This is a genomic window from Planktosalinus lacus (genome assembly GCF_014640155.1).
Lineage (GTDB): Bacteria > Bacteroidota > Bacteroidia > Flavobacteriales > Flavobacteriaceae > Planktosalinus > Planktosalinus lacus.
This window is the reverse complement of sequence record NZ_BMGK01000003.1, coordinates 124891-144364: the sequence shown is the minus strand read 5'-3', so window position 1 is coordinate 144364 and position 19474 is coordinate 124891. Positions and strand designations below refer to the sequence as shown.

At 38.4% G+C, this 19474-nt stretch carries 18 protein-coding genes; 6 read left to right on the top strand and 12 right to left on the bottom strand.

What is annotated here, in order from left to right; genetic code table 11:
• Positions 1 to 60: 60 nt before the first annotated feature.
• Complete coding sequence (locus tag IEV69_RS04395; protein ID WP_188439857.1) at positions 61 to 489, top strand: DUF4890 domain-containing protein; 429 nt, start codon at positions 61 to 63, stop codon at positions 487 to 489.
• A gap of 122 nt (positions 490 to 611) precedes the next feature.
• Positions 612 to 944: a hypothetical protein gene (locus IEV69_RS04390; RefSeq protein ID WP_188439855.1), complete on the top strand. Its 333-nt coding sequence runs from the start codon at positions 612 to 614 to the stop codon at positions 942 to 944.
• A gap of 75 nt (positions 945 to 1019) precedes the next feature.
• On the opposite strand, the gene hemL is transcribed toward IEV69_RS04390, so the two are convergent.
• From hemL to IEV69_RS04375, 3 genes are read right to left on the bottom strand one after another with little or no spacing between them, the layout of a single operon-like run.
• The gene (gene hemL / locus IEV69_RS04385; RefSeq protein ID WP_188439853.1) at positions 1020 to 2309 is read right to left on the bottom strand and encodes a glutamate-1-semialdehyde 2,1-aminomutase; all 1290 of its coding nucleotides are present in this window, start codon (positions 2307 to 2309) and stop codon (positions 1020 to 1022) included.
• A gap of 8 nt (positions 2310 to 2317) precedes the next feature.
• Positions 2318 to 3157: a glucosaminidase domain-containing protein gene (locus IEV69_RS04380; RefSeq protein ID WP_188439851.1), complete on the bottom strand. Its 840-nt coding sequence runs from the start codon at positions 3155 to 3157 to the stop codon at positions 2318 to 2320.
• Position 3158: 1 nt separating this feature from the next.
• Positions 3159 to 4013 (bottom strand): 1-aminocyclopropane-1-carboxylate deaminase/D-cysteine desulfhydrase, encoded by an 855-nt coding sequence (locus IEV69_RS04375; RefSeq protein WP_229741327.1) that lies wholly within the window; start codon positions 4011 to 4013, stop codon positions 3159 to 3161.
• Positions 4014 to 4455: 442 nt separating this feature from the next.
• Between IEV69_RS04375 and IEV69_RS04370 the strand changes: the two genes are divergently transcribed.
• Positions 4456 to 5202 carry a phage tail-like protein gene (locus IEV69_RS04370; protein ID WP_188439847.1) on the top strand — a complete coding sequence of 249 codons (747 nt, stop codon included), beginning with the start codon at positions 4456 to 4458 and terminating at the stop codon, positions 5200 to 5202.
• A gap of 132 nt (positions 5203 to 5334) precedes the next feature.
• Complete coding sequence (locus IEV69_RS04365) at positions 5335 to 5478, top strand: C1orf53 family protein (protein WP_188440231.1); 144 nt, start codon at positions 5335 to 5337, stop codon at positions 5476 to 5478.
• A gap of 3 nt (positions 5479 to 5481) precedes the next feature.
• Here IEV69_RS04365 and IEV69_RS04360 read toward each other — a convergent pair whose 3' ends face one another.
• Together IEV69_RS04360 and IEV69_RS04355 are read right to left on the bottom strand one after the other, a co-directional pair.
• On the bottom strand, positions 5482 to 7365 hold the full coding sequence (locus tag IEV69_RS04360) for a monovalent cation:proton antiporter-2 (CPA2) family protein (protein WP_188439845.1): 1884 nt from the start codon (positions 7363 to 7365) through the stop codon (positions 5482 to 5484).
• Positions 7355 to 8089, bottom strand: coding sequence for an NAD(P)H-dependent oxidoreductase (locus IEV69_RS04355; RefSeq protein ID WP_229741325.1), 735 nt, complete (start codon positions 8087 to 8089; stop codon positions 7355 to 7357). Before IEV69_RS04355 ends, IEV69_RS04360 begins: the two co-directional genes overlap by 11 nt.
• A 14-nt stretch (positions 8090 to 8103) precedes the next feature.
• Here IEV69_RS04355 and hutU point away from each other — a divergent pair, with 14 nt between their 5' ends.
• Positions 8104 to 10122, top strand: coding sequence for a urocanate hydratase (gene hutU / locus IEV69_RS04350; protein ID WP_373283650.1), 2019 nt, complete (start codon positions 8104 to 8106; stop codon positions 10120 to 10122).
• Positions 10123 to 10172: 50 nt separating this feature from the next.
• Positions 10173 to 10697, top strand: coding sequence for a DUF4136 domain-containing protein (locus IEV69_RS04345; protein WP_188439843.1), 525 nt, complete (start codon positions 10173 to 10175; stop codon positions 10695 to 10697).
• A 60-nt stretch (positions 10698 to 10757) separates the two neighbouring features.
• On the opposite strand, the gene IEV69_RS04340 is transcribed toward IEV69_RS04345, so the two are convergent.
• The 7 genes from IEV69_RS04340 to IEV69_RS04310 all read right to left on the bottom strand — a co-directional run bounded on the left by IEV69_RS04340 (position 10758) and on the right by IEV69_RS04310 (position 19470).
• Complete coding sequence (locus tag IEV69_RS04340) at positions 10758 to 11744, bottom strand: ABC transporter ATP-binding protein (protein ID WP_188439841.1); 987 nt, start codon at positions 11742 to 11744, stop codon at positions 10758 to 10760.
• A gap of 2 nt (positions 11745 to 11746) precedes the next feature.
• Positions 11747 to 13411 (bottom strand): ABC transporter permease, encoded by a 1665-nt coding sequence (locus tag IEV69_RS04335; protein ID WP_188439839.1) that lies wholly within the window; start codon positions 13409 to 13411, stop codon positions 11747 to 11749.
• On the bottom strand, positions 13392 to 14444 hold the full coding sequence (locus IEV69_RS04330) for a Fe(3+) ABC transporter substrate-binding protein (RefSeq protein ID WP_188439837.1): 1053 nt from the start codon (positions 14442 to 14444) through the stop codon (positions 13392 to 13394). The genes IEV69_RS04335 and IEV69_RS04330 overlap by 20 nt, the downstream gene beginning before the upstream one ends.
• A gap of 134 nt (positions 14445 to 14578) precedes the next feature.
• Positions 14579 to 16642, bottom strand: coding sequence for an alpha-ketoacid dehydrogenase subunit alpha/beta (locus IEV69_RS04325; protein WP_188439835.1), 2064 nt, complete (start codon positions 16640 to 16642; stop codon positions 14579 to 14581).
• Between the two features lie 87 nt (positions 16643 to 16729).
• Complete coding sequence (locus IEV69_RS04320) at positions 16730 to 18028, bottom strand: dihydrolipoamide acetyltransferase family protein (protein ID WP_188439833.1); 1299 nt, start codon at positions 18026 to 18028, stop codon at positions 16730 to 16732.
• A gap of 30 nt (positions 18029 to 18058) precedes the next feature.
• Positions 18059 to 18664 carry an acyltransferase gene (locus tag IEV69_RS04315; protein WP_188439831.1) on the bottom strand — a complete coding sequence of 202 codons (606 nt, stop codon included), beginning with the start codon at positions 18662 to 18664 and terminating at the stop codon, positions 18059 to 18061.
• A gap of 50 nt (positions 18665 to 18714) precedes the next feature.
• Positions 18715 to 19470 carry an enoyl-CoA hydratase/isomerase family protein gene (locus tag IEV69_RS04310; RefSeq protein ID WP_188439829.1) on the bottom strand — a complete coding sequence of 252 codons (756 nt, stop codon included), beginning with the start codon at positions 19468 to 19470 and terminating at the stop codon, positions 18715 to 18717.
• Positions 19471 to 19474: the final 4 nt, after the last annotated feature.

The following is a 19474-nucleotide window of genomic DNA, read 5'->3' as shown; positions in this document are numbered from 1 at the left end:
GAGTTAAACCAATACAACTTTTCTATGTCAAATAAGTAAACACTCTTAAAATATTTAAAAATGAAAAAATTATTGATTATTGCTTTAGTACTTGCAACAACTGCAGGATTTAGCCAAGATAGAGAAAGAAAACAAGAAATGCAGCAGAAAATGAAGCAAGAGAAACAAGACTTCACTCCTCAACAAAGAGCTGATTTAAAAACAAAACGTCTTGCTTTACACCTTGATTTAACAGCGGCACAACAAGAAGAAATAAAAAAACTCCATTTGGAAATGGCCAACGAACGTGCTGAAAAAAGTGCGAAATTCCAAAAGAACTCTGAGCAAACGGGGTATTACCAAAAAACCAATGCCAGATTGGAAATGCGTAAAGACTATCAGGATAAAATGAAAACCATTCTTACAGAAAGTCAATACAATGCATGGAAAGAAAATATGAAAAGAGGTAAAAAAAATAAGTCCTCATTTAATCGTAATAAAAAACAGTAAATTCCACTTTACTTTGTTAAGCCAAAAATTGTTGTTCACATTTGAATCTATTTTTGGCTTAATTATTGGTTAGAAAGTAATAAATAACTATTTTAGTCAAACTAAAATTAAAACAAATCAAAATGAAAAAATTCTTAACCTTAATGGTGTTTATGTTAGCAATAGGTTTTTCGTCTCAAGATGCACTTGCTCAACAACGCCCGGAAGATACAGCCAAAATGAAAGTGGCTGAAATTACAGAAACGCTTAATCTAAACGGTGAGCAACAAAGAGCACTTTTTAGGGTTTTTGTGAAAAAAGAAGCAGCATATGACAAACAAGTTGCCGGTAAAGATCTTAACAATGCCAGCGTTTTAGCTGCAAAAAAAGAGATTGATGCAACATTTGAAAAGGAGCTCAAAGCGACATTAACAGCAGAACAATATCAAAAATATAAAGCAACTATTGAGAAGTAATATTTCTCATACATAATTTAAAAGCCGGATTTTATCCGGCTTTTTTTATTTATAACTTTTTGAAAACATTAAGAGTTATTTCATTTTTTGAACTACCCGTTCACAAGCTGCAATGGTAAAATCGAGGTCTTTATAAGTCAATGCGTCAGTCAAAAACCAGGTTTCAAAAGAACTTGGAGCTATATAAACACCTTCTTGAAGCATCCCGTGAAAAAATTGTTTGAAGTTTTCATTGTTTCCTAGAGCTGCAGATTCAAAATCTACTACATTCTCTTCAGAAAAATGCACAGATATCATCGACCCAATTCTATTAATGGTATGAACAATTTGATTGCTTTCAAAAACTTTACTCAGCCCTTTATGAAGGTAAGCCGTTTTTTCATCCAACGACTCAAAGATTGATGGATTTTCATCCAATTCTGTAAGCATAGCTAACCCAGCAGCCATTGCAAGCGGGTTTCCGCTCAAAGTGCCTGCTTGATAAACAGGTCCTTCGGGAGCTAAAAATTTCATGATTTCATTGCGTGAGGCAAATGCTCCAACGGGTAAACCACCTCCAATAACTTTACCAAAGCATACAATATCAGCATTGACTTCTAATCGTTCTTGAGCACCTCCCTTAGCTAAACGAAAACCGGTCATCACTTCATCAAAAATCAATAATACTCCATTTTCATCACACAATGTTCTCAAGCCTTCTAAAAATCCTTTATTTGGTGGAATGCAGCCCATATTTCCTGGGACAGGCTCAACAATGATACATGCAATTTCATTTTCATTTGCTTTCACAAGTTGTTCTACACTTTCAAGATTATTGAATTGTGCCAGTAGAGTATCTTTTGCTGTTCCAATAGTAACTCCTGGACTGTTTGGTGAACCAAATGTAACTGCACCACTTCCTGCCTGAATCAAAAATGAATCACTATGGCCGTGGTAGCAACCTGCAAATTTGATGATTTTATCTTTTCCTGTGAATCCTCTTGCTAAACGTACAGCACTCATACATGCTTCTGTTCCGCTATTGACAAATCTAATTTTATCAATATTTGGAACCATTGATACTGCAAGTTGTGCTATTTTGGTTTCAACTTCGGTTGGCATTCCATATGAAGTACCTAATTTTGCTTTTTCAATTACAGCTTGAACTACAGGAGTAAAGGCATGACCTAAAATCATAGGACCCCAGGAATTTATATAATCAATCAACTGGTTTCCATCTGCATCATACAAATAAGCCCCTTTGGCTTTTTCAACAAATATAGGTGTGCCACCCACTGCTTTAAATGCCCTAACAGGGGAATTGACTCCTCCGGGTATAACTTTTTCTGCTTCAGAAAATAAAGCACTACTTCTTTTATAAATCATTTTTGAAATTATTTTTTAGGATGTAAGTATAATACCTGACCTACACTAATATCATTAGTCAAAAGACCATTGAATTGTTTTAATGTTTCAACAGGAATATTAAATCTTCGACCGATTGAATAAAGCGTATCGCCTTTTCTGACAGTATAGATATTGACTTTTGAGGTGTCAGGGTTTGCTATATTTGCTTCATTGCCTAAAACTTCTTGGTCAATTTTATACAATTCATAGCGTTCTATAATATTTATTAATTTATCAGGATATCTTGGGTCTGTTGCATAGCCTGCTTTTCGAAGACCTTTTGCCCAGCTTTTGTAATCATCTTTTTTAAGTTTAAACAAATCTGAATACCTGCTCCTTCCTGTTAAAAATAACGAATGGTCTCTGAAAGAATATTTTGGGTCGTTATATTTTCTAAAGCACTCTTGTAATTCATCATCATCATGACGAACACTTTCACCAGTCCAACCGGTATGACATTTGATGCCAAAATGGTTATTAGACCTTCTTGAAAGCTCACCTCTTCCTGCTCCAGACTCTAATATTCCCTGCGCAATTTTTATACTTGCAGGGATACCATATAACAACATTTCAGTTTTTGCAATGTGCTTATAGTTTTCCACATAGGTCATTACAGTTTCCTCATAACTGGCATTTGCAGGTGGCTCTTTTATAACTGTGACAGGAGTAGTTTCTTCAATGTTGTTTACAACTTTTGGTGTTTCTTTTTCAATGGGTTTTATAATTTCTCGTTTTGCAGGTATTTTTTTTGCAGCACGTTTTTTAGAACCACAAGAAGTGAGAAATGAAAGAGATATTAAAATCAGAAAAATATAGGTAAGACGCATATTAAATTTCTATAAGAGGTAAATTTCTTTTTTTCAGTTGTAAATTCATACCTTGAATACCTTGCAGACCTCCGGTATGAATGGCTAAAATACGGGAATTTTTTGAAAAAAAACCGGTCTTTGCCAGCTCAAAAATTCCAAAAACCATCTTCCCGGTGTATAGAGGATCAAGTGGAATGTTATTGCTACTTTTAAAGTTATTCATAAAATTAATAAGCGTTTCATCAACTTTAGCATACCCTCCAAAACTAAACTGATCTGTAATTTCCCAATTTGATTTTGAGGTAATTTGACTGATTTTTTTTTCTAAAAAATCACCTTTTAAAGCCGAAAAACCGATAATTCTCTGATGTGGTAATGAGCTGTTAATTAACCCGGCCATAGTTCCTCCTGTTCCAACAGGCACACAGATATAGTCAAAAAAAGCGTCTTCTTTTGTCAAAATTTCTTCACACCCTTTTATTGCCAAAGGATTGGTGCCGCCTTCAGGCACCAAATAAAAGTCTCCAAACTGGTTTCTCAATTGTTTTATAAACGGTTGTAATTCTTTTTGATTGTATTGACCCCTTGAAATAAAATGTAATTGCATTCCATTTGCTTTCGCAAAAGCAAGTGTGGGGTTTTCAACTACTTTATCTACTAGCTCTTCCCCTCTTATAACACCAATTGTTTTAAAATTAAATTCATTTCCCGCAGCAGCAGTTGCAGCTATATGATTGGAAAATGCACCTCCAAATGTTAGTAAAGTGGTTTTTTGTTTGTTTTTAGCTTCCAGCAGGTTGTATTTTAATTTTCTGTACTTGTTTCCAGATACAAACGGGTGGATTTGATCTTCACGTTTGATATAAAATTCCATATTTTGTAAAGACGTGATTTCAATTTTTGTATTATTATTCTTTCCCAATATCATTTTAAATATTAAAAACTAGTTTTAATAATCTTTTTCTTACATTTTTTTTCATTTAATCGAATATATTTAACTATTGACGTTATTTAATTTAATCTTCTTAATTTTACATTATTAAACAAAACCTAATTTGTTTAATGTTTTAAAATATTAAATAACCATCGTAAAAGTATCTGTCAGGCTGTCTGCCGATTTTTACAAAACTACGATGGTTTTTTTAATTTATATCTACATCTAAAAGACACTATTCTTCACTTTTTTAATAAGTTATCAAAGTATTTTTTTGAAAAGAAAATACAAAGCAGAGACTGATTAAAATTTTTAATTATTACTCGTTTTTTAAATTCTTTTTTTATTTATTTACCATACCTTATCATAACCTCACAAACCCATGTCAAAAAACATCCTTTTTGGTATAATTTTACTATATTCCTTTTTTAATGCCTTTGCTCAAGTGGGTATAGGTACTACTAGTCCTGCCCCTGGTTCAATATTAGATATCAACAGCTCCAATAGTGGTGTTTTAATACCCAGAGTTGAATTGATCGAAACAACTAACCAGCTACCAATTACAGCACCTACTCCTGAAACCGGGTTATTAGTATTTAACACTGCGACTATAAATGATGTAGCGCCCGGGTTTTATTATTGGACGGGCACTCAATGGTCAACCCTCTCTAATCAAGCTGTCTATGGCGGCAATATACAATCGGTTATTGGCACTACCGATGCGATAAAAAACCAAAATACCGGTTTTACTGATTTTGATGATATAACTATTACATTCACCCCTGTTCATCCTGTTGTTTATGTTACCTTTAGTGCTGCCGGTCACGCTAGTATTGCCTCAAGGAATTCATATATAGACTTTAGACTTGTAAATGAAACTGCAGGTAATAGTATTGTGGCTGGCACTAACACATTAAGCACCGATACTGATAGAGGTCAAGGTCAGAATGTATCATTAACTGTTTCCTGGAATTCAAGTATTAATATGTTTCCTGTTATTGTAACCCCAGGAACATCAACAACTTTAAAAATTCAATGGAATATTGGTGGGATTGACCCACAAGCTCACTATTGTGCAGTTAGCAGTCTTCCTGATAGTTCACATAGAGTACTTACTATACTTGATTAAATTTCATTTTTTTCTTTTTGGTTTTAGTATTTTTGCAACGTGAATGTTTTCAGCAAAAAGAACTCAAAAGACACAGCCTCAAAAGACGAAAATAATAAAAAAGCGTCTTCAGAAGAAAATAAACCCAAGCTCTTGGGTGACGGCGACTATTACCTAACTCCGGAAGGCTACAAATGCTTTACTGAACAATACCATTTAAAACGCGGCTATTGTTGCCAGAGTGGCTGCAGACATTGTCCTTATGGATATGACAAAAAAACAAATAGTAAGCAATAGCAATTATTCTCTTACCTGGGGATTTTCTTTTTTTAGGAACTCACTGTCCCAAGAGTGGTCATTGCCTTCAAACTGAGCAAATAAATCTCTTCGTAATAAATCTTCTTGCATTTCCACTTCTTCCTGAACGGTTACCATATAAGCCATTTTATCGTGACGCTTTTTAGCTAAGGTCCGTGTGGTTTCCTGGTCATATTTTATAAATTGCTGCCCTTGTCGGGTTGCAGTATATTTTCTAAAACCAAGTTCTACGAGGGCATCCACCCCAAGATGAACCGCTGTATACAATGTTTCTCTGTAAAAGTTTTTTACTCCATGATCAATCAATTCATAGGCGTCATTTCGGTTTCTGGCGCGCGCCAATACTTTTAGATGAGGAAAATGTTTTTGTAACAATTCCACCAGATTTAAATTTATGGCCGGGTTATCAATGGCGGCAATAAATAATTTGGCTTCATCTGCTCCGGCAGCTTTCAGTAATTCGAGCCGTGTAGCATCACCATAATAAACTTTAAAGCCCAGTTTTCTAAGCACTTCTACCCTGTCTGCATCGTGATCGAGGATGGTTACATCAATTTTATTGGCACGCAACAAACGACCTATGGTACTTCCAAAATGTCCAAACCCGGCAATGATTACTTCATTTTGTTCAGGAATTTCTACCTCCTCCTCTTTTTCTTCTCTTTTGGTACCTACATTAGGAATGATGTATTTTTCATTCAACACATTTAGAAAAGGGGTTAAAAGCATCGTCAAAGCAATTATTGCCAGAATTTGATTTGAGAGTTCATTGGGAACAATAGATAATCCCATTGCAAAACCCATAATTACAAAACCAAACTCTCCTGCTTGACTCAATCCAATTGAAAACTGTAGGTTTTGGTCTAAATTTTTCTTGTAGATGGCTCCTACACCAAAAAGAACCAGGAATTTCACTACTGTCAAAGCAAGTACAAATACCAAAATAAAAATGGGCCTTTCAATAATTAACATAAAATCAATTGATGCCCCCACACCAATAAAAAACAAGCCTAAAAGTAAGCCTTTAAAAGGTGCAATATCGCCTTCGAGTTCATGGCGAAATTCGGAGTTTGCTAACACAACACCAGCCATAAAGGCACCTAGTGCCGGACTCAATCCAACCAATTGCATTAAATAAGAAACTGCAAAGACCACCAGCAAAGCTGAAGCAGTAAACAATTCCTGAAGCCTGGTTTTAGCAACAATTCGCAATAAGGGAACTATCAAATATTTTCCTAAAAAATAAATTGATGAAATAGCGCCAATAACCACAAGTGTTTGCAGCCAGGCCGGAAAATCTGATATTAGTGAGGGTGTTATTTCTTTTAACTCACTTCCTGAAACTTCAGATACCATAAGTGGTATTACTGCCAAAATAGGTATTACCGCAATATCCTGATACAACAATACAGCAAATGAAGACCTTCCAACAGAAGTGTTATTGGTTCCCTTTTCTTTAAGAGTTTGCAATACAATGGCAGTCGATGAAAGTGTCAGTGCCAAAGCAACTGTTAAAGAAATTTGCCAATTCCAATCTAGCACTAATTGAAGTCCAAAAAACAAAATAATAGCTGTACCAATCACTTGAATCGAACCCATTCCGGCAATGAATTTTCGCATTTTCCAAAACTTATAAGGGTCAAGTTCAAGGCCAATCAAAAACAGCATCATCACAACACCAAACTCTGCAAAGTGCATAATGTCTTCACCCTTTTGACCTATTAGTCCTAATAAAGATGGGCCTATGATTATTCCGGCAAATAGATAACCTAAAATGGAGCTCAATCCCACTTTTTTAGCGATGGGTACAAAAACCACTGCAGCGGTTAAATAAATTATTGCCTGTAGAAAAAAACTAGTTTCCATTTTCTGTAGATTTTTGGTCCAACCAATCATTCATATATAGTAACTCTTTAAACTCCATTGGTTCAATTTTATGTTCCAGTAAAAACTTGAGTAATTCTCCATAAGATTTACCTGCTTTTTTATAATCTGCATCTTGCATACTGAATGTCCCGTGTATTACAAAAGGAGGCAAATAATTCATTTTACACACTTTTGCTGTCTGATTAAACGGCTCCAACAATTCGTAAATTGTAAATCGATCCCGACCTGTCGTACAATAGTTTTCTTTTTTTCCACCGGTTGTCAATACCTGAAAAACCATCTTTCCAACAAGTGCATTTCCTTCAGAGCCATAAGCCCATTTGTACTCTAGAACCATATCAATCCACTGCTTGATTAATGGCGGACAACTGTACCAATACATGGGGTGTTGCCAGATAATTATATCATGCTCATTCAACAAGGCTTGTTCGTGTTCAATATCAACATTGAACTCCGGATAAAGTTCATACAAATCGTGAAAAGTAATGTTTGGAGAGTCAGGTATATTTTTCACCATCTCCTTGTGAGCCTGTGATTTTTCAAACAAAGGATGCGCAAATAAAATAAGAATTTTATTTTGGTTCATAGGGTGTTTTTTTTCGGTTTTAAGATACACTTTTTCGAGAAAACACAACAGCAAATTCGTGAAAAAGCCAACTCCTTCACCACCTATTTTTCGTAACTTTGTTTCAGAAGTATCCATTAAGTTTAAATTACATGAACCACACCACACACACAGATATAGATTTTAAAAAAGTAGTTTTAGCTGGAATCCCCTCCGAATTACCTACTCCAAAATCTTTTGATTCTTCCATAAACCACGCACCAAAACGTAAGGAGATTCTTTCTGAATATGAAAAAAAGCTTGCTTTACGGAATGCCTTGCGCTATTTTGAACCCAAACACCACGCCTCCCTCCTACCCGAATTCAAACAAGAACTTGAAAAATATGGCCGCATTTATATGTACCGTTTTCGCCCCGACTATAAAATAGTTGCACGACCCATTTCGGATTATCCCGGAAAAAGCGTGCAGGCAAAGGCGATTATGCTAATGATTCAAAACAATCTGGATGATGCCGTGGCGCAACACCCTCACGAACTCATCACCTATGGTGGAAATGGTGCCGTTTTCCAAAACTGGGCACAATATCTGTTAACGATGCAATACCTTGCCCAAATGACCGATGAACAAACTCTAGTCATGTACAGCGGTCACCCAATGGGATTGTTCCCTTCCCATAAAGAAGCACCGCGCGTTGTGGTGACAAATGGGATGGTCATCCCCAATTATTCAAAACCCGATGACTGGGAAAAGATGAATGCACTGGGCGTTTCACAATATGGCCAAATGACCGCCGGAAGTTATATGTACATCGGCCCACAAGGCATTGTTCATGGGACAACCATTACCGTTTTAAATGGATTCCGAAAGATTAAAAAGTCACCCAAAGGTGGTTTGTTTGTAACTTCCGGCTTGGGCGGAATGAGCGGCGCACAACCAAAGGCAGGTAATATTGCCGGCTGTATCACGGTATGTGCTGAAGTCAACCCAAAAGCCATTCACACACGCCATTCACAGGGCTGGGTAGATGAAGTAATTTCAGATTTGGATCTACTGGTACAACGTGTAAAAGAAGCGAAAGCGAAAGAAGAAACTGTCTCGATAGCCTATGACGGAAACGTGGTTGACGTTTGGGAATCTTTTGATAATGAAAATATTCAAATTGATTTAGGAAGTGATCAAACTTCGCTACACAATCCCTGGGCCGGAGGTTATTACCCTGCCGGACTTTCTTATGAAGAGTCTAACGAGATGATGGCAAATCAACCCGATTTGTTCAAAGCTAAAGTCCAGGAGAGTTTGCGTCGTCAGGCCGCAGCTATCAATAAACACACTGCCAAAGGCACTTACTTTTTTGATTACGGAAATGCCTTTTTACTGGAAGCCTCCCGTGCCGGTGCAGATGTGATGAATACTGAAAATCAAGACCCACTGAAACCTCGTGAGTTTAAATACTCCTCTTATGTTCAGGACATTATGGGACCGATGTGTTTTGATTATGGTTTTGGGCCGTTCCGTTGGGTTTGCGCTTCGGGCAAAGCGGAAGATTTGGCAAAAACGGATGCCATTGCCTGTGAGGTTTTAGAGGAGTTGATTAAAAATTCTCCTGAAGAAATACGCCAACAAATACAGGATAATATTACCTGGATTAAAGGCGCACAGCACAACAAGCTCGTTGTGGGTTCACAGGCAAGAATTCTTTATGCAGACAGTGAAGGACGCATCAAAATTGCCGAAGCATTCAACAACGCCATCGCTAAAGGCGAAATTGGACCTGTAATCCTGGGGCGTGATCACCACGATGTTTCGGGTACAGACTCGCCTTACCGTGAGACTTCAAACATCTATGACGGAAGTCGTTTTACAGCAGACATGGCCATTCACAATGTGATTGGCGATAGTTTCAGAGGTGCCACTTGGGTAAGCATTCATAATGGCGGTGGCGTGGGCTGGGGAGAGGTGATTAATGGTGGATTTGGTATGGTTCTTGATGGTTCTAAGGAGGCAGAAAGACGATTAAACTCGATGCTTTTCTGGGATGTCAACAATGGAATTGCCCGCAGAAGCTGGGCTAGAAATGACGAAGCTGTTTTTGCAATAAAACGCGCCATGAAACAAAACCCAGAATTGAAAGTAACACTACCTAATATAGTAGACGAAAGTTTATTTTAACTAAAAAACAATTGCGTCAGGATAAGCCGAACGCTCAAATATATCTCAAAATGAAAACACTATTTATCTCCGTTTTTGCCCTTTTACTTTTTGCTTCTTGCAGCAGCGTTAAAGTGGCTTCAGATTATGACACGACAGTTAATTTTAGCAACTATAATTCTTATGCATTCTTCAAGCCTGGAATTGATAAAGCTGAGATTTCTGATTTAGACAAAAGAAGAATTTTAAGAGCATTAGATGCTGAACTAAGTAAAAAAGGTCTCCAAAAATCTGAATCCCCCGATTTATTGATTAGTTTTTTCACCAAAGCCAAAGAACGTGTTGATGTTTATCAAAACCATTACGGCTGGGGTGGTTACTGGGGATGGGGCTGGGGTCATCCCTGGGGAGGCACTACAGTTTCCAAAACCACCGAAGGTTCTTTACACATAGACATAATAGATGCTAAAACAAATGAATTGATTTGGCAAGGTATCGGTACAGCACCCATTGCATCCAATATGGAGCAAAAAGAGGCCATTATTAAAGAAATTGTGCAAAAAATATTAGAAAAATATCCGCCGGAAATAAATTAAATAATTAAAGTATCATAGAATTCAAATCCTTTCCAATAAAACACCTTGGGAAGGATTTTTTTATTCTTTAAATTCTAAAACGTCTTTGGAATTAAAACCTATGGTAATTCGCTCATCAATATGAGTATGCTTTGTGACCACCGTTAAGTGCTCACCATTGTCGAGTTTAATCAAAAGTTGAGTGCCAGAACCCAAAAATGTCTTTTTGAGGACCGTGGCATTGGTCACATAATCACATTCGTCATTAATAGCAATATTTTCATTGCGAATCGCGTGGCAACAATCTGTTTTTAACGGGCATTCAAATGCCGATTGTAGTTCCTTACTCAACTGAATTGTATTTCCAAACAACGAAGCTACATAAACAGAACTTGGTTTTGTATATAAATTGGCCGCTGCATCTTTTTGTACCAATTTACCGTTTTGCAAAATTAGGATTTCATCGGCTACGGCTAGTGCATCTTGTGTATCGTGGGTTACAAAAATTGCAGTCACCCCGCTTTGTTTGATTATTCTAAAAATTTCATTGCGCAATTGTGCTCGCAGCATTGCATCCAGGTTACTGAAAGGCTCATCAAGTATGAGCAGTGAAGGGTTTGGGGCCAATGCCCTTGCCAGTGCTACGCGTTGTTGCTGTCCCCCTGAAAGCTGATGTGGATAACGGTCTTTCATTTCTGATAAGCCCACCAATTCCAGTACTTCTTTTGCACGTTGCTTTTTATTTTTTAATTTAGAAATACCGTACAAAATGTTTTCTTCAAGTTTTAAATGTGGAAAAAGTGCATACTCCTGAAAGACAAAACCAATATTGCGCTTTTCAGCTGCCACATTTTTTTTAATAGAGGAAACCAGTTTCTCGTTAATTTCAATTGTTCCGGTATCAGGGGTTTCCAATCCGGCTATAAGACGTATTAAGGTTGTCTTACCACTTCCGCTTTCTCCAACAATGGCAAAAACATCGCCTTCGCCCAGCTGAAAACTAACGTCTCTTAAAGCAAAGGACTTTCCTTTGTCATAACTTTTGGAAAGGGATTCTATTTTTAACATTTTTATTTTGAGACTAATAATTTATTCAAAAACACCACCGGAATAGCTGCCGTAAAGATAATAAATAAGGACGGAATAGCCGCCTCCATCACGCGTTCATCGCTGGCATACTCAAAAGCCTTAACCGCTAGTGTATTTACCTGAAAAGGCTTTAAAATTAAGGTAAGTGGCAACTCTTTTAAAACATCTACAAATACCAATATAAATGCACTTAGCATTCCGGTTTTAATTAATGGATATTCAATTTTGAAAAAGGTTTTAAAATTACCTACCCCTAAAGTTTTAGAAGCATCAGGAATGGCGTTACTCACTTTCAGGGTTGTCGACTCAATGGGGTTATAAGCCACAGCCAAAAACCTCACAGCATAAGCATATACCAAAGCAAATAAAGTTCCGTGAATGATAAAACCAAAACTTTGTCCGGATATTTTCTCGATTAAGTCCATCAGCCATCGGTCAATGGCTAATGTAGGAATCATAATTCCAATTGCTACAACAGCACCGGGAATAGCATACCCCAACACCCCTAGTTTAGATAGGTTTTTAATAAAGCCTATTCGGTTCCATCGGGAAGAAAAAATTAATAAGGTAGCGAGTATCACAGTTACTGCTGCGGTAATAAAAGCGATACTAAAGGTTTGCACCGAAAGCAATAAAAACTCATAGTGAAACACTGAACTATATGTAAGCACTGCCCAATAAATCAACTGAGCTACAGGGATAAAAAACCCGAATAGCACAGGTGTGATTACAATGCAAAAGATTAAAAATTGCTTCCGTTTGTTAGTGATTTTTCTATAAATAGACTGGTTATTTGTTTTTCCGCTTGAATATTGCATTTTTCGTCGTTGCCATTTTTCAAATAGTATTATTGAGAATACTAATAGAAGCAACAATGCAGACAGATAAATGGCTGTTTCAGGCTCTTCGAGTGAAAACCACGATCTAAAAATTCCTGTAGTAAAAGTATTGACTCCAAAATATTGTGCCGCTCCATAATCGTTCAAAACTTCCATTAAAACCAAAATCAATCCGGCAACTATAGCTGGTCTTGCAAGGGGTAAAATAAGCTTAAAAAAGGTGCGAATCTCTCCCACCCCCAACATCCTGGAGGCTTCCAATAAATTATTTGCCTGGTTTAGGAAAAAAGCACGGGTACTTACATAAACATAGGGGAACAGTGAAATACTAAGAACAAATGCTAATCCAAAACGATTCATAACGTCCACCCTGGTAAACTCCATTCCAAAAAACCGTTGTATGACTTCCAGGCTCCCCCCATAATCAAAAACACCGGCATAGGCATAAGCAACTATATAGGAAGGGATTGCCAAAGGTAAAATTAACAACCACTCCAGCTGTTTACGAAAAGGAAACTCATAACGCGCCACCAACCACGCTGTAGTAACTCCAAAAACAAAAACCAAAAAACTACAAACTACCAACAGATAAAAGGAATTGGAGACATAATCTCCCAATAAATTTTTGACAATATGTGTCCAAGATTCTCCAGGTCCGTTAAAAAGCTTAAACGCAATAGTAAGAACAGGCAGAGCAATCAAAAACACGACACAAAGCGTGATGATTGACCACCTATTACTATCACGTTTTAAACGAAACAGCTTGTTTTTTATGGAAAAAATATCACTACTTCCAGCCTGCTTCATCAAATAAGATTACTGCTTTTTTATTATTTTCCCCTAAAAGGGAAAGGTTTAATTTGTCTTCTGTAAAAGAACCCCATTTTTTAAGGGTTTCTGAAACTTTCACGTTGGAGTTCACCGGATATTCAAAATTAGATAAAGCAAACACCTCCTGTGCTTCCTCTGAAACTAAAAACTCGATAAATTTAACAGCATTATCTTTATTTGGAGCATATTTTGCAACTCCTGCTCCACTTACATTCACGTGAGTTCCGGTTGTTTCCTGGTTTGGAAAAAAAATACCTATGGATTCTGCAACTTTTCGTTCTTCGGGATTTTCAGAGTTGGTTAGCATTCCAATATAGTAGGTGTTTACAATTGCCAAATCGCCTTCACCGGCTGCAACTGCCTTCACTTGATCACGATCATTTCCTTTTGGTGAACGTGCCATATTGGCTACTAAACTTTCAGCCCATTGTTTGGCTTTTTCTTCGCCTTCATTTGCGATTATTGAGGCTAAAAGAGATTGGTTATAAATATTACTAGAAGATCGAATAAGTATTTTATTATTCCATTTGACATCCGTCAAGTCTTGGTAAGTAGATAAATCCTCAGGTTTAATACGATCCTTTGCATATGCAATTACACGAGCTCTTTTTGTCAATGCAAACCAGTTTTTATCAGTATCCATTAAATGTGAGGGAATGATAGAATCTAAAATCATTGAAGATATTGGTTGCAGTAAACCAGACGTTTTAGCACGATGCAATCTTCCAGCATCAACCGTAATTAAAACATCTGCAGGCGATTTATCGCCTTCTAAAGTCATTTTTTGAATCAACTCATCAGCACTGGCATTAATCACGTTTACTTTAATTCCGGTTTGTTCTTCAAAACGTTTAAAAAGCTCCTGATCTGCTTCATAATGTCTGTGGGTATAAACATTGATTTCTTGAGAAATTTCTTTTGATTCCTGCGAATTGTCTTCATTTTTTGTTTCATTTTTACATGAAAACAAAACGAGTGCCATTAGCACAATTAAAATATGCTTTGTCATTATAAATGATTTTTGATTTGAAGTGCAAATATAATTATTTAGAATTGTTTTAAATAAAAATAGCTGTGTTTTTAAAATCAAAAAATCATTTAATGGAAGTCTTTTTTTGAATGTTCTTAAAAAAGTTAATTTAATTAATATTCTAACAGCTCTTCTAGTTTTACTCTAACTTTTTCCGTACTCGGAATCATGGTTTGTTCCAAAGTGGAGTTCAATGGAATCGCAGGCATATTTTCTGAACCTATCGTCATCACCGGGGCATCAATAAACTGAAAACACTCCTCCTGAATCTTTCCGGAAAGTGCCCTAGCAAAACTATTGTTTGAAGGTTCTTCAGTCACCACTAAACATTTTCCAGTTTTCTTGACAGATTTCATTATCGTTTCTTCATCCAGCGGGTGCAGAGTTCTCAAGTCGACGACCTCAACGCGGTCACGCAGGCCTTGTGTTGCGTTCATTGCCCAATGAACTCCCATACCGTATGAAACGATAGTAGCGGTTTCCACATCTTCCTGTTTCCAGATTTCCTGTAACAACCACGCTTTCCCGAAAGGCAACACATAATCTTCTGCCGGTTCTACTGAAGTAGCTCCCTTTGTTCCCGGAACTTTACTCCAATATAATCCCTTATGTTCCAAAATCACCACCGGATTAGGGTCATAATAGGCTGCTTTTATTAATCCTTTTAAATCGGCTCCATTACTTGGATAGGCGATTTTAATTCCGCGAATGTTGGTCACAATACTTTCCACCGAAGAGGAATGATAAGGCCCGCCACTTCCGTAAGCACCAATCGGAACCCGCAATATCATAGAAACCGGCCATTTGCCGTTTGATAAATAACAGCTTCGGCTCACTTCAGTAAACAGTTGATTCAGTCCCGGCCAGATATAGTCAGCAAACTGTACCTCAACGATGGGTTTTAGTCCCACGGCACTCATTCCAACTGTTGATCCAACAATAAAAGCTTCTTGAATGGGTGTATTAAACACGCGGTTATCGCCAAATTTTTGCGCCAAAGTTGCCGCTTCGCGAAACACGCCGCCCAAACGTCCGCCTACATCCTGACCGTAGAGCAAACATTCTTTGTGCTTTTTCATTAACTCCTCAATACCGAAAAGGGCACAATCTACCATTACCACTTTTTCAGCACCTTTCGGGCTGCGGGTTCCGGTTTCTTCGGTGATTGGTGTTGGGGCAAAATCGTGTGTGAATAAATCTTCGGGTTTTGGATCTTCGGCTTTTAGGGCATCTTCATAGTCCTTCCTAACCTCCGCGGAGGCGGAAGTCTCAATCTCTTTCAGCTCATTTTCAGTAAACCCATTGTCTAATAATTGTTTTCTAATCTTCGGATAAGGATCACGTGAACGTGCCTCCTCCAAATCATCACGATACCATTCCATCCGAACGCCCGAAGTATGGTGATTCAACAATGGTACTTTAGCATGTACCAAAAAAGGCCGACGTTCTTTTCTTATGGTTTTTATGACTTTTTGTACTTCGGTATAACTTTCAATAAAATCTGTTCCGTCAATTGAAATGGCTTCTAGACCGTGGAAACCTTTAGCATATTCAAATGCATCCTGAGCACGGGTTTCTGCAGCATTTGCCGAAATATCCCAACCATTATCCTGTATCAAATATAAAATGGGCAACTGCTTTAATGCTGCCATTTGAAAGGCTTCAGCGATCTCTCCTTCGGTAACTGAGGCGTCGCCCAGGGAGCAAACCACAATCGGCGCTTCGGCTCCGCTCAGCGACCCATCAGTAATTTTTTCTGACTCTTTATACCAAAAGCCCATTGCGGCACCAGTGGCAGGTATCGCCTGCATTCCGGTGGCACTACTTTGATGTGGCACTTTGGGTTTGTCGTCATCCCGTAAACTGGGATGGGAATAATAAGTCCTTCCGCCGGAAAAAGGGTCGTCTTTTTTAGCTAAAAGCTGTAACATCAAATCTTTTGGCGTACACCCAAAACTCAGTAACATAGAGTCATCACGATAATAAGGATATGCATAATCCTGAGGCAGGAGTTGCATTCCTAAAGCGGTTTGAATGACTTCGTGTCCACGCGAAGTAGCGTGTACATACTTGGAAACGACTTTGAAGTTTTCTTCATACAACTCCGCCATCGCTTTTGCGGTGCAGACGTTTTTGAATGCTTTTTTGAAAACTTCCTTGGAAATATTATGGGTCATTTTAATTTTATTTTTTCTCTCGCTAAGGCACCAAGACGCTAAGTATGACTCTGCGGCTTTGCGGCTTTGCGGCTTTGCGAGAAACAATTATATTTTTCTGTTTATATCAAAATCCTCAAAATAATCTGCAATTCTCCTTAAAAAACTACCTCCTAAAAATCCATCGACAATACGGTGGTCAAAAGACAGTGACAAATACATCATTTGACGGATTTCAATGGTATCGCCTTCGGGTTTTTCAATTACCTCAGCGCGTTTTTTAATAATACCCGTTGCGAGAATAGCTGCTTCCGGCTGATTGATAATGGGTGTGCCCATTAAACTACCAAAGGTACCCACATTACTTATGGTAAAGGAACTGCCTTTGGTGTCGTCTGCTTTTAGTTTATTGGTGCGAGCTTTTTCTGCCAGTTCGTTTATTTCTTTTGCAAGGTTCAGTAAATCCTTTTTATCTGCATCACGAACCACCGGAACAATCAGGTTACCGCTTGGCAATGCGGTTGCCATACCAATGTTTATATTTTCCTTTACAATAATATAAGTACCATCCACCGAAACATTGATCATCGGGAAGTCTTTTACTGCTTTCGCGACAGCTTCTACAAACAGCGGTGTAAAGGTCATTTTCTCTCCATGTTTTTTCTGAAAACTCTCCTTATTTGCATTCCGCCAGTTCACCATATTGGTCAAATCCGCTTCTATATAAGCAGTAACGTGCGGCGAAGTATGCTTGCTATAGACCATATGGTCAGCAATCATTTGGCGCATACGGTCCATTTCCACGATTTTTCCTTTGCCTTTGTCCAGGTTTAATTGTGGAATGCTGTAACCCGCCTCAGCCACAGGCTGTGCAAACTGCGCGGGGCGACCTTCTTCAATGTATTTGAACACATCGCTTTTTTGTATGCGCCCGTCTTTGCCTGTTGCTGGAATGCGCGCCAACTCTTCATAACTAATGTGATGCTCGCGGGCGATTTTTGCAACCAAAGGGGAATAAAATTTGTTCGTGCGATTCACCGGCACTTGATAAGTAGATGAAACTGCCCCAGACTGTTTTGGAACAACTTTACTAGCTTTCTTTGCTGTTGGAGCTGTTTTTATCTCTTCTTCTATGTTATTTTTAACGTCTTTTTTTGAGGCACCTTCAGAAGCCTTCAGTATAGCTATCACCTCCCCGATTTTTACGACATCTTTGGCGTTGTATTTGGTTTCGATGAGCGTTCCCGAAAAAGGAGCCGGCACTTCGTTATCGACCTTATCAGTCCCCACTTCAACGATGATATCGCCTTCTTCAAACGAATCACCGGGCTGAACCATCCAGTTGATGATGGTGCCTTCGGTGATGCTTTCTCCCATTCTGGGCAATTTAAATTCTGTCTGTGACATCTCTATTCTATATTCTATTTTCTTTATTCTTTATTCTTTATTCCCTTTTCTATATTCCTCCAGTGTCTTATAGAAATCCTCTTGCTTCGGGCGATTTTCCGGAATTTCACGCAACGGCTCCACTTCCCGTAGACTCTCGTGACAATCTGCCGGAAGTTGTTGATACAACCGTGTTCCTGCGGTTTTCCAGGCTATCATATCATCGCTGACTTCTTTGATCACTTTTGCCGGGTTCCCCACCACCAAACTTCTTGGCGGGATGATTGTTTTCGCTTTAACAAATGCCATCGCACCGATAATGCTTTCGTCACCAATTTTGGCATCGTCCATAATCACGGTGTTCATTCCCACCAAAACATTTCGGCCAATGTTGGCGCCATGGATGATTGCTCCGTGACCAATGTGTGCACTTTCCCTCAACACAATCGATTTTCCCGGAAACATATGCACCGTACAGTTTTCCTGAACATTGACGCCATCTTCCAGAACTATCTCGCCCCAGTCACCGCGAATGGCAGCCCCCGGTCCGATATAGCAGTTTTCACCAATAATCACATTGCCGGTGACAGCTGCTAATGGATGCACGAAGCTGCTTTCGTGAATTACGGGAATATGTCCTTTGAAACTATAAATCATAAGCCCAATTCCCGCAAAGGCGGGAAGCTCTGTATTAAATTTGATTAAATCTACTTATAACTCTCCAACTTCTTCTTAGTAAACGCACTCAAGACCAATCTCCCACTAATCTTCGCCCGTTCTTTCAGTAATTCATCCCAGTTTTCAGTACCGGCCCAGAAGACTTTTTTCATTTCTGTCATGGCTTCTGGGTTGTAAGTGCAAAGGTTTTCGGCGAAAGCCTGAACAGCTTCATCCAGACTTTCCACATCTTCAAATACCTTCATATAAAGCCCTTTATTTCGTGCCCATTCAGCATCGTAAAAAGAATTGGCATCAATGGCGATTTGTGAAAATCCGCTGAGGTCGAGTTTGCGCTCCACCGCAGGACCTACAACAAACGGCCCAATACCTATATTAAGTTCGCTGAGCTTGATGGAAGCATATTTAGTAGCCATACAATAATCTACTGCCGAAGCTAGGCCAACACCTCCACCAACAGTTTTACCTTGAATGCGGCCGATAATAAATTTAGGACACTTGCGCATCGCATTAATCACATTGGCAAAGCCACTGAAAAAGATTTCACCGGTTTTATCATCATTGATGGAAATGAGTTCTGTAAAGCTGGCACCTGCACAAAAAGTGCGGTCACCACCGCTTTGCATTATGATGACTTTCACTTCATCGTTTTGACCGGCCTTGGTAATTGTTTCGGCCAGTTGAGCCAGCAAATCACCCGGCAAGCTGTTATGCGCCGGATGGAAAAATTCTATCGTGGCGATATGGTTGTTGATTTGTTGTTTTACGTAAGGTTGTTCAGACATTCTG

What these genes read in the sequence shown, in the direction of transcription:
- IEV69_RS04340 (WP_188439841.1), bottom strand. Translation starts at nt 11,744, where the DNA reads ATGTTAAAAATAGAATCCCTTTCCAAAAGTTATGACAAAGGAAAGTCC.
- IEV69_RS04380 (WP_188439851.1), bottom strand. Translation starts at nt 3,157, where the DNA reads ATGCGTCTTACCTATATTTTTCTGATTTTAATATCTCTTTCATTTCTC.
- IEV69_RS04325 (WP_188439835.1), bottom strand. Translation starts at nt 16,642, where the DNA reads ATGACCCATAATATTTCCAAGGAAGTTTTCAAAAAAGCATTCAAAAAC.
- IEV69_RS04330 (WP_188439837.1), bottom strand. Translation starts at nt 14,444, where the DNA reads ATGACAAAGCATATTTTAATTGTGCTAATGGCACTCGTTTTGTTTTCA.
- IEV69_RS04375 (WP_229741327.1), bottom strand. Translation starts at nt 4,013, where the DNA reads ATGGAATTTTATATCAAACGTGAAGATCAAATCCACCCGTTTGTATCT.
- IEV69_RS04390 (WP_188439855.1), top strand. Translation starts at nt 612, where the DNA reads ATGAAAAAATTCTTAACCTTAATGGTGTTTATGTTAGCAATAGGTTTT.
- IEV69_RS04370 (WP_188439847.1), top strand. Translation starts at nt 4,456, where the DNA reads ATGTCAAAAAACATCCTTTTTGGTATAATTTTACTATATTCCTTTTTT.
- hemL (WP_188439853.1), bottom strand. Translation starts at nt 2,309, where the DNA reads ATGATTTATAAAAGAAGTAGTGCTTTATTTTCTGAAGCAGAAAAAGTT.
- IEV69_RS04335 (WP_188439839.1), bottom strand. Translation starts at nt 13,411, where the DNA reads ATGAAGCAGGCTGGAAGTAGTGATATTTTTTCCATAAAAAACAAGCTG.
- hutU (WP_373283650.1), top strand. Translation starts at nt 8,104, where the DNA reads ATGAACCACACCACACACACAGATATAGATTTTAAAAAAGTAGTTTTA.
- IEV69_RS04345 (WP_188439843.1), top strand. Translation starts at nt 10,173, where the DNA reads ATGAAAACACTATTTATCTCCGTTTTTGCCCTTTTACTTTTTGCTTCT.
- IEV69_RS04355 (WP_229741325.1), bottom strand. Translation starts at nt 8,089, where the DNA reads ATGGATACTTCTGAAACAAAGTTACGAAAAATAGGTGGTGAAGGAGTT.
- IEV69_RS04310 (WP_188439829.1), bottom strand. Translation starts at nt 19,470, where the DNA reads ATGTCTGAACAACCTTACGTAAAACAACAAATCAACAACCATATCGCC.
- IEV69_RS04360 (WP_188439845.1), bottom strand. Translation starts at nt 7,365, where the DNA reads ATGGAAACTAGTTTTTTTCTACAGGCAATAATTTATTTAACCGCTGCA.
- IEV69_RS04315 (WP_188439831.1), bottom strand. Translation starts at nt 18,664, where the DNA reads ATGATTTATAGTTTCAAAGGACATATTCCCGTAATTCACGAAAGCAGC.
- IEV69_RS04320 (WP_188439833.1), bottom strand. Translation starts at nt 18,028, where the DNA reads ATGTCACAGACAGAATTTAAATTGCCCAGAATGGGAGAAAGCATCACC.
- IEV69_RS04395 (WP_188439857.1), top strand. Translation starts at nt 61, where the DNA reads ATGAAAAAATTATTGATTATTGCTTTAGTACTTGCAACAACTGCAGGA.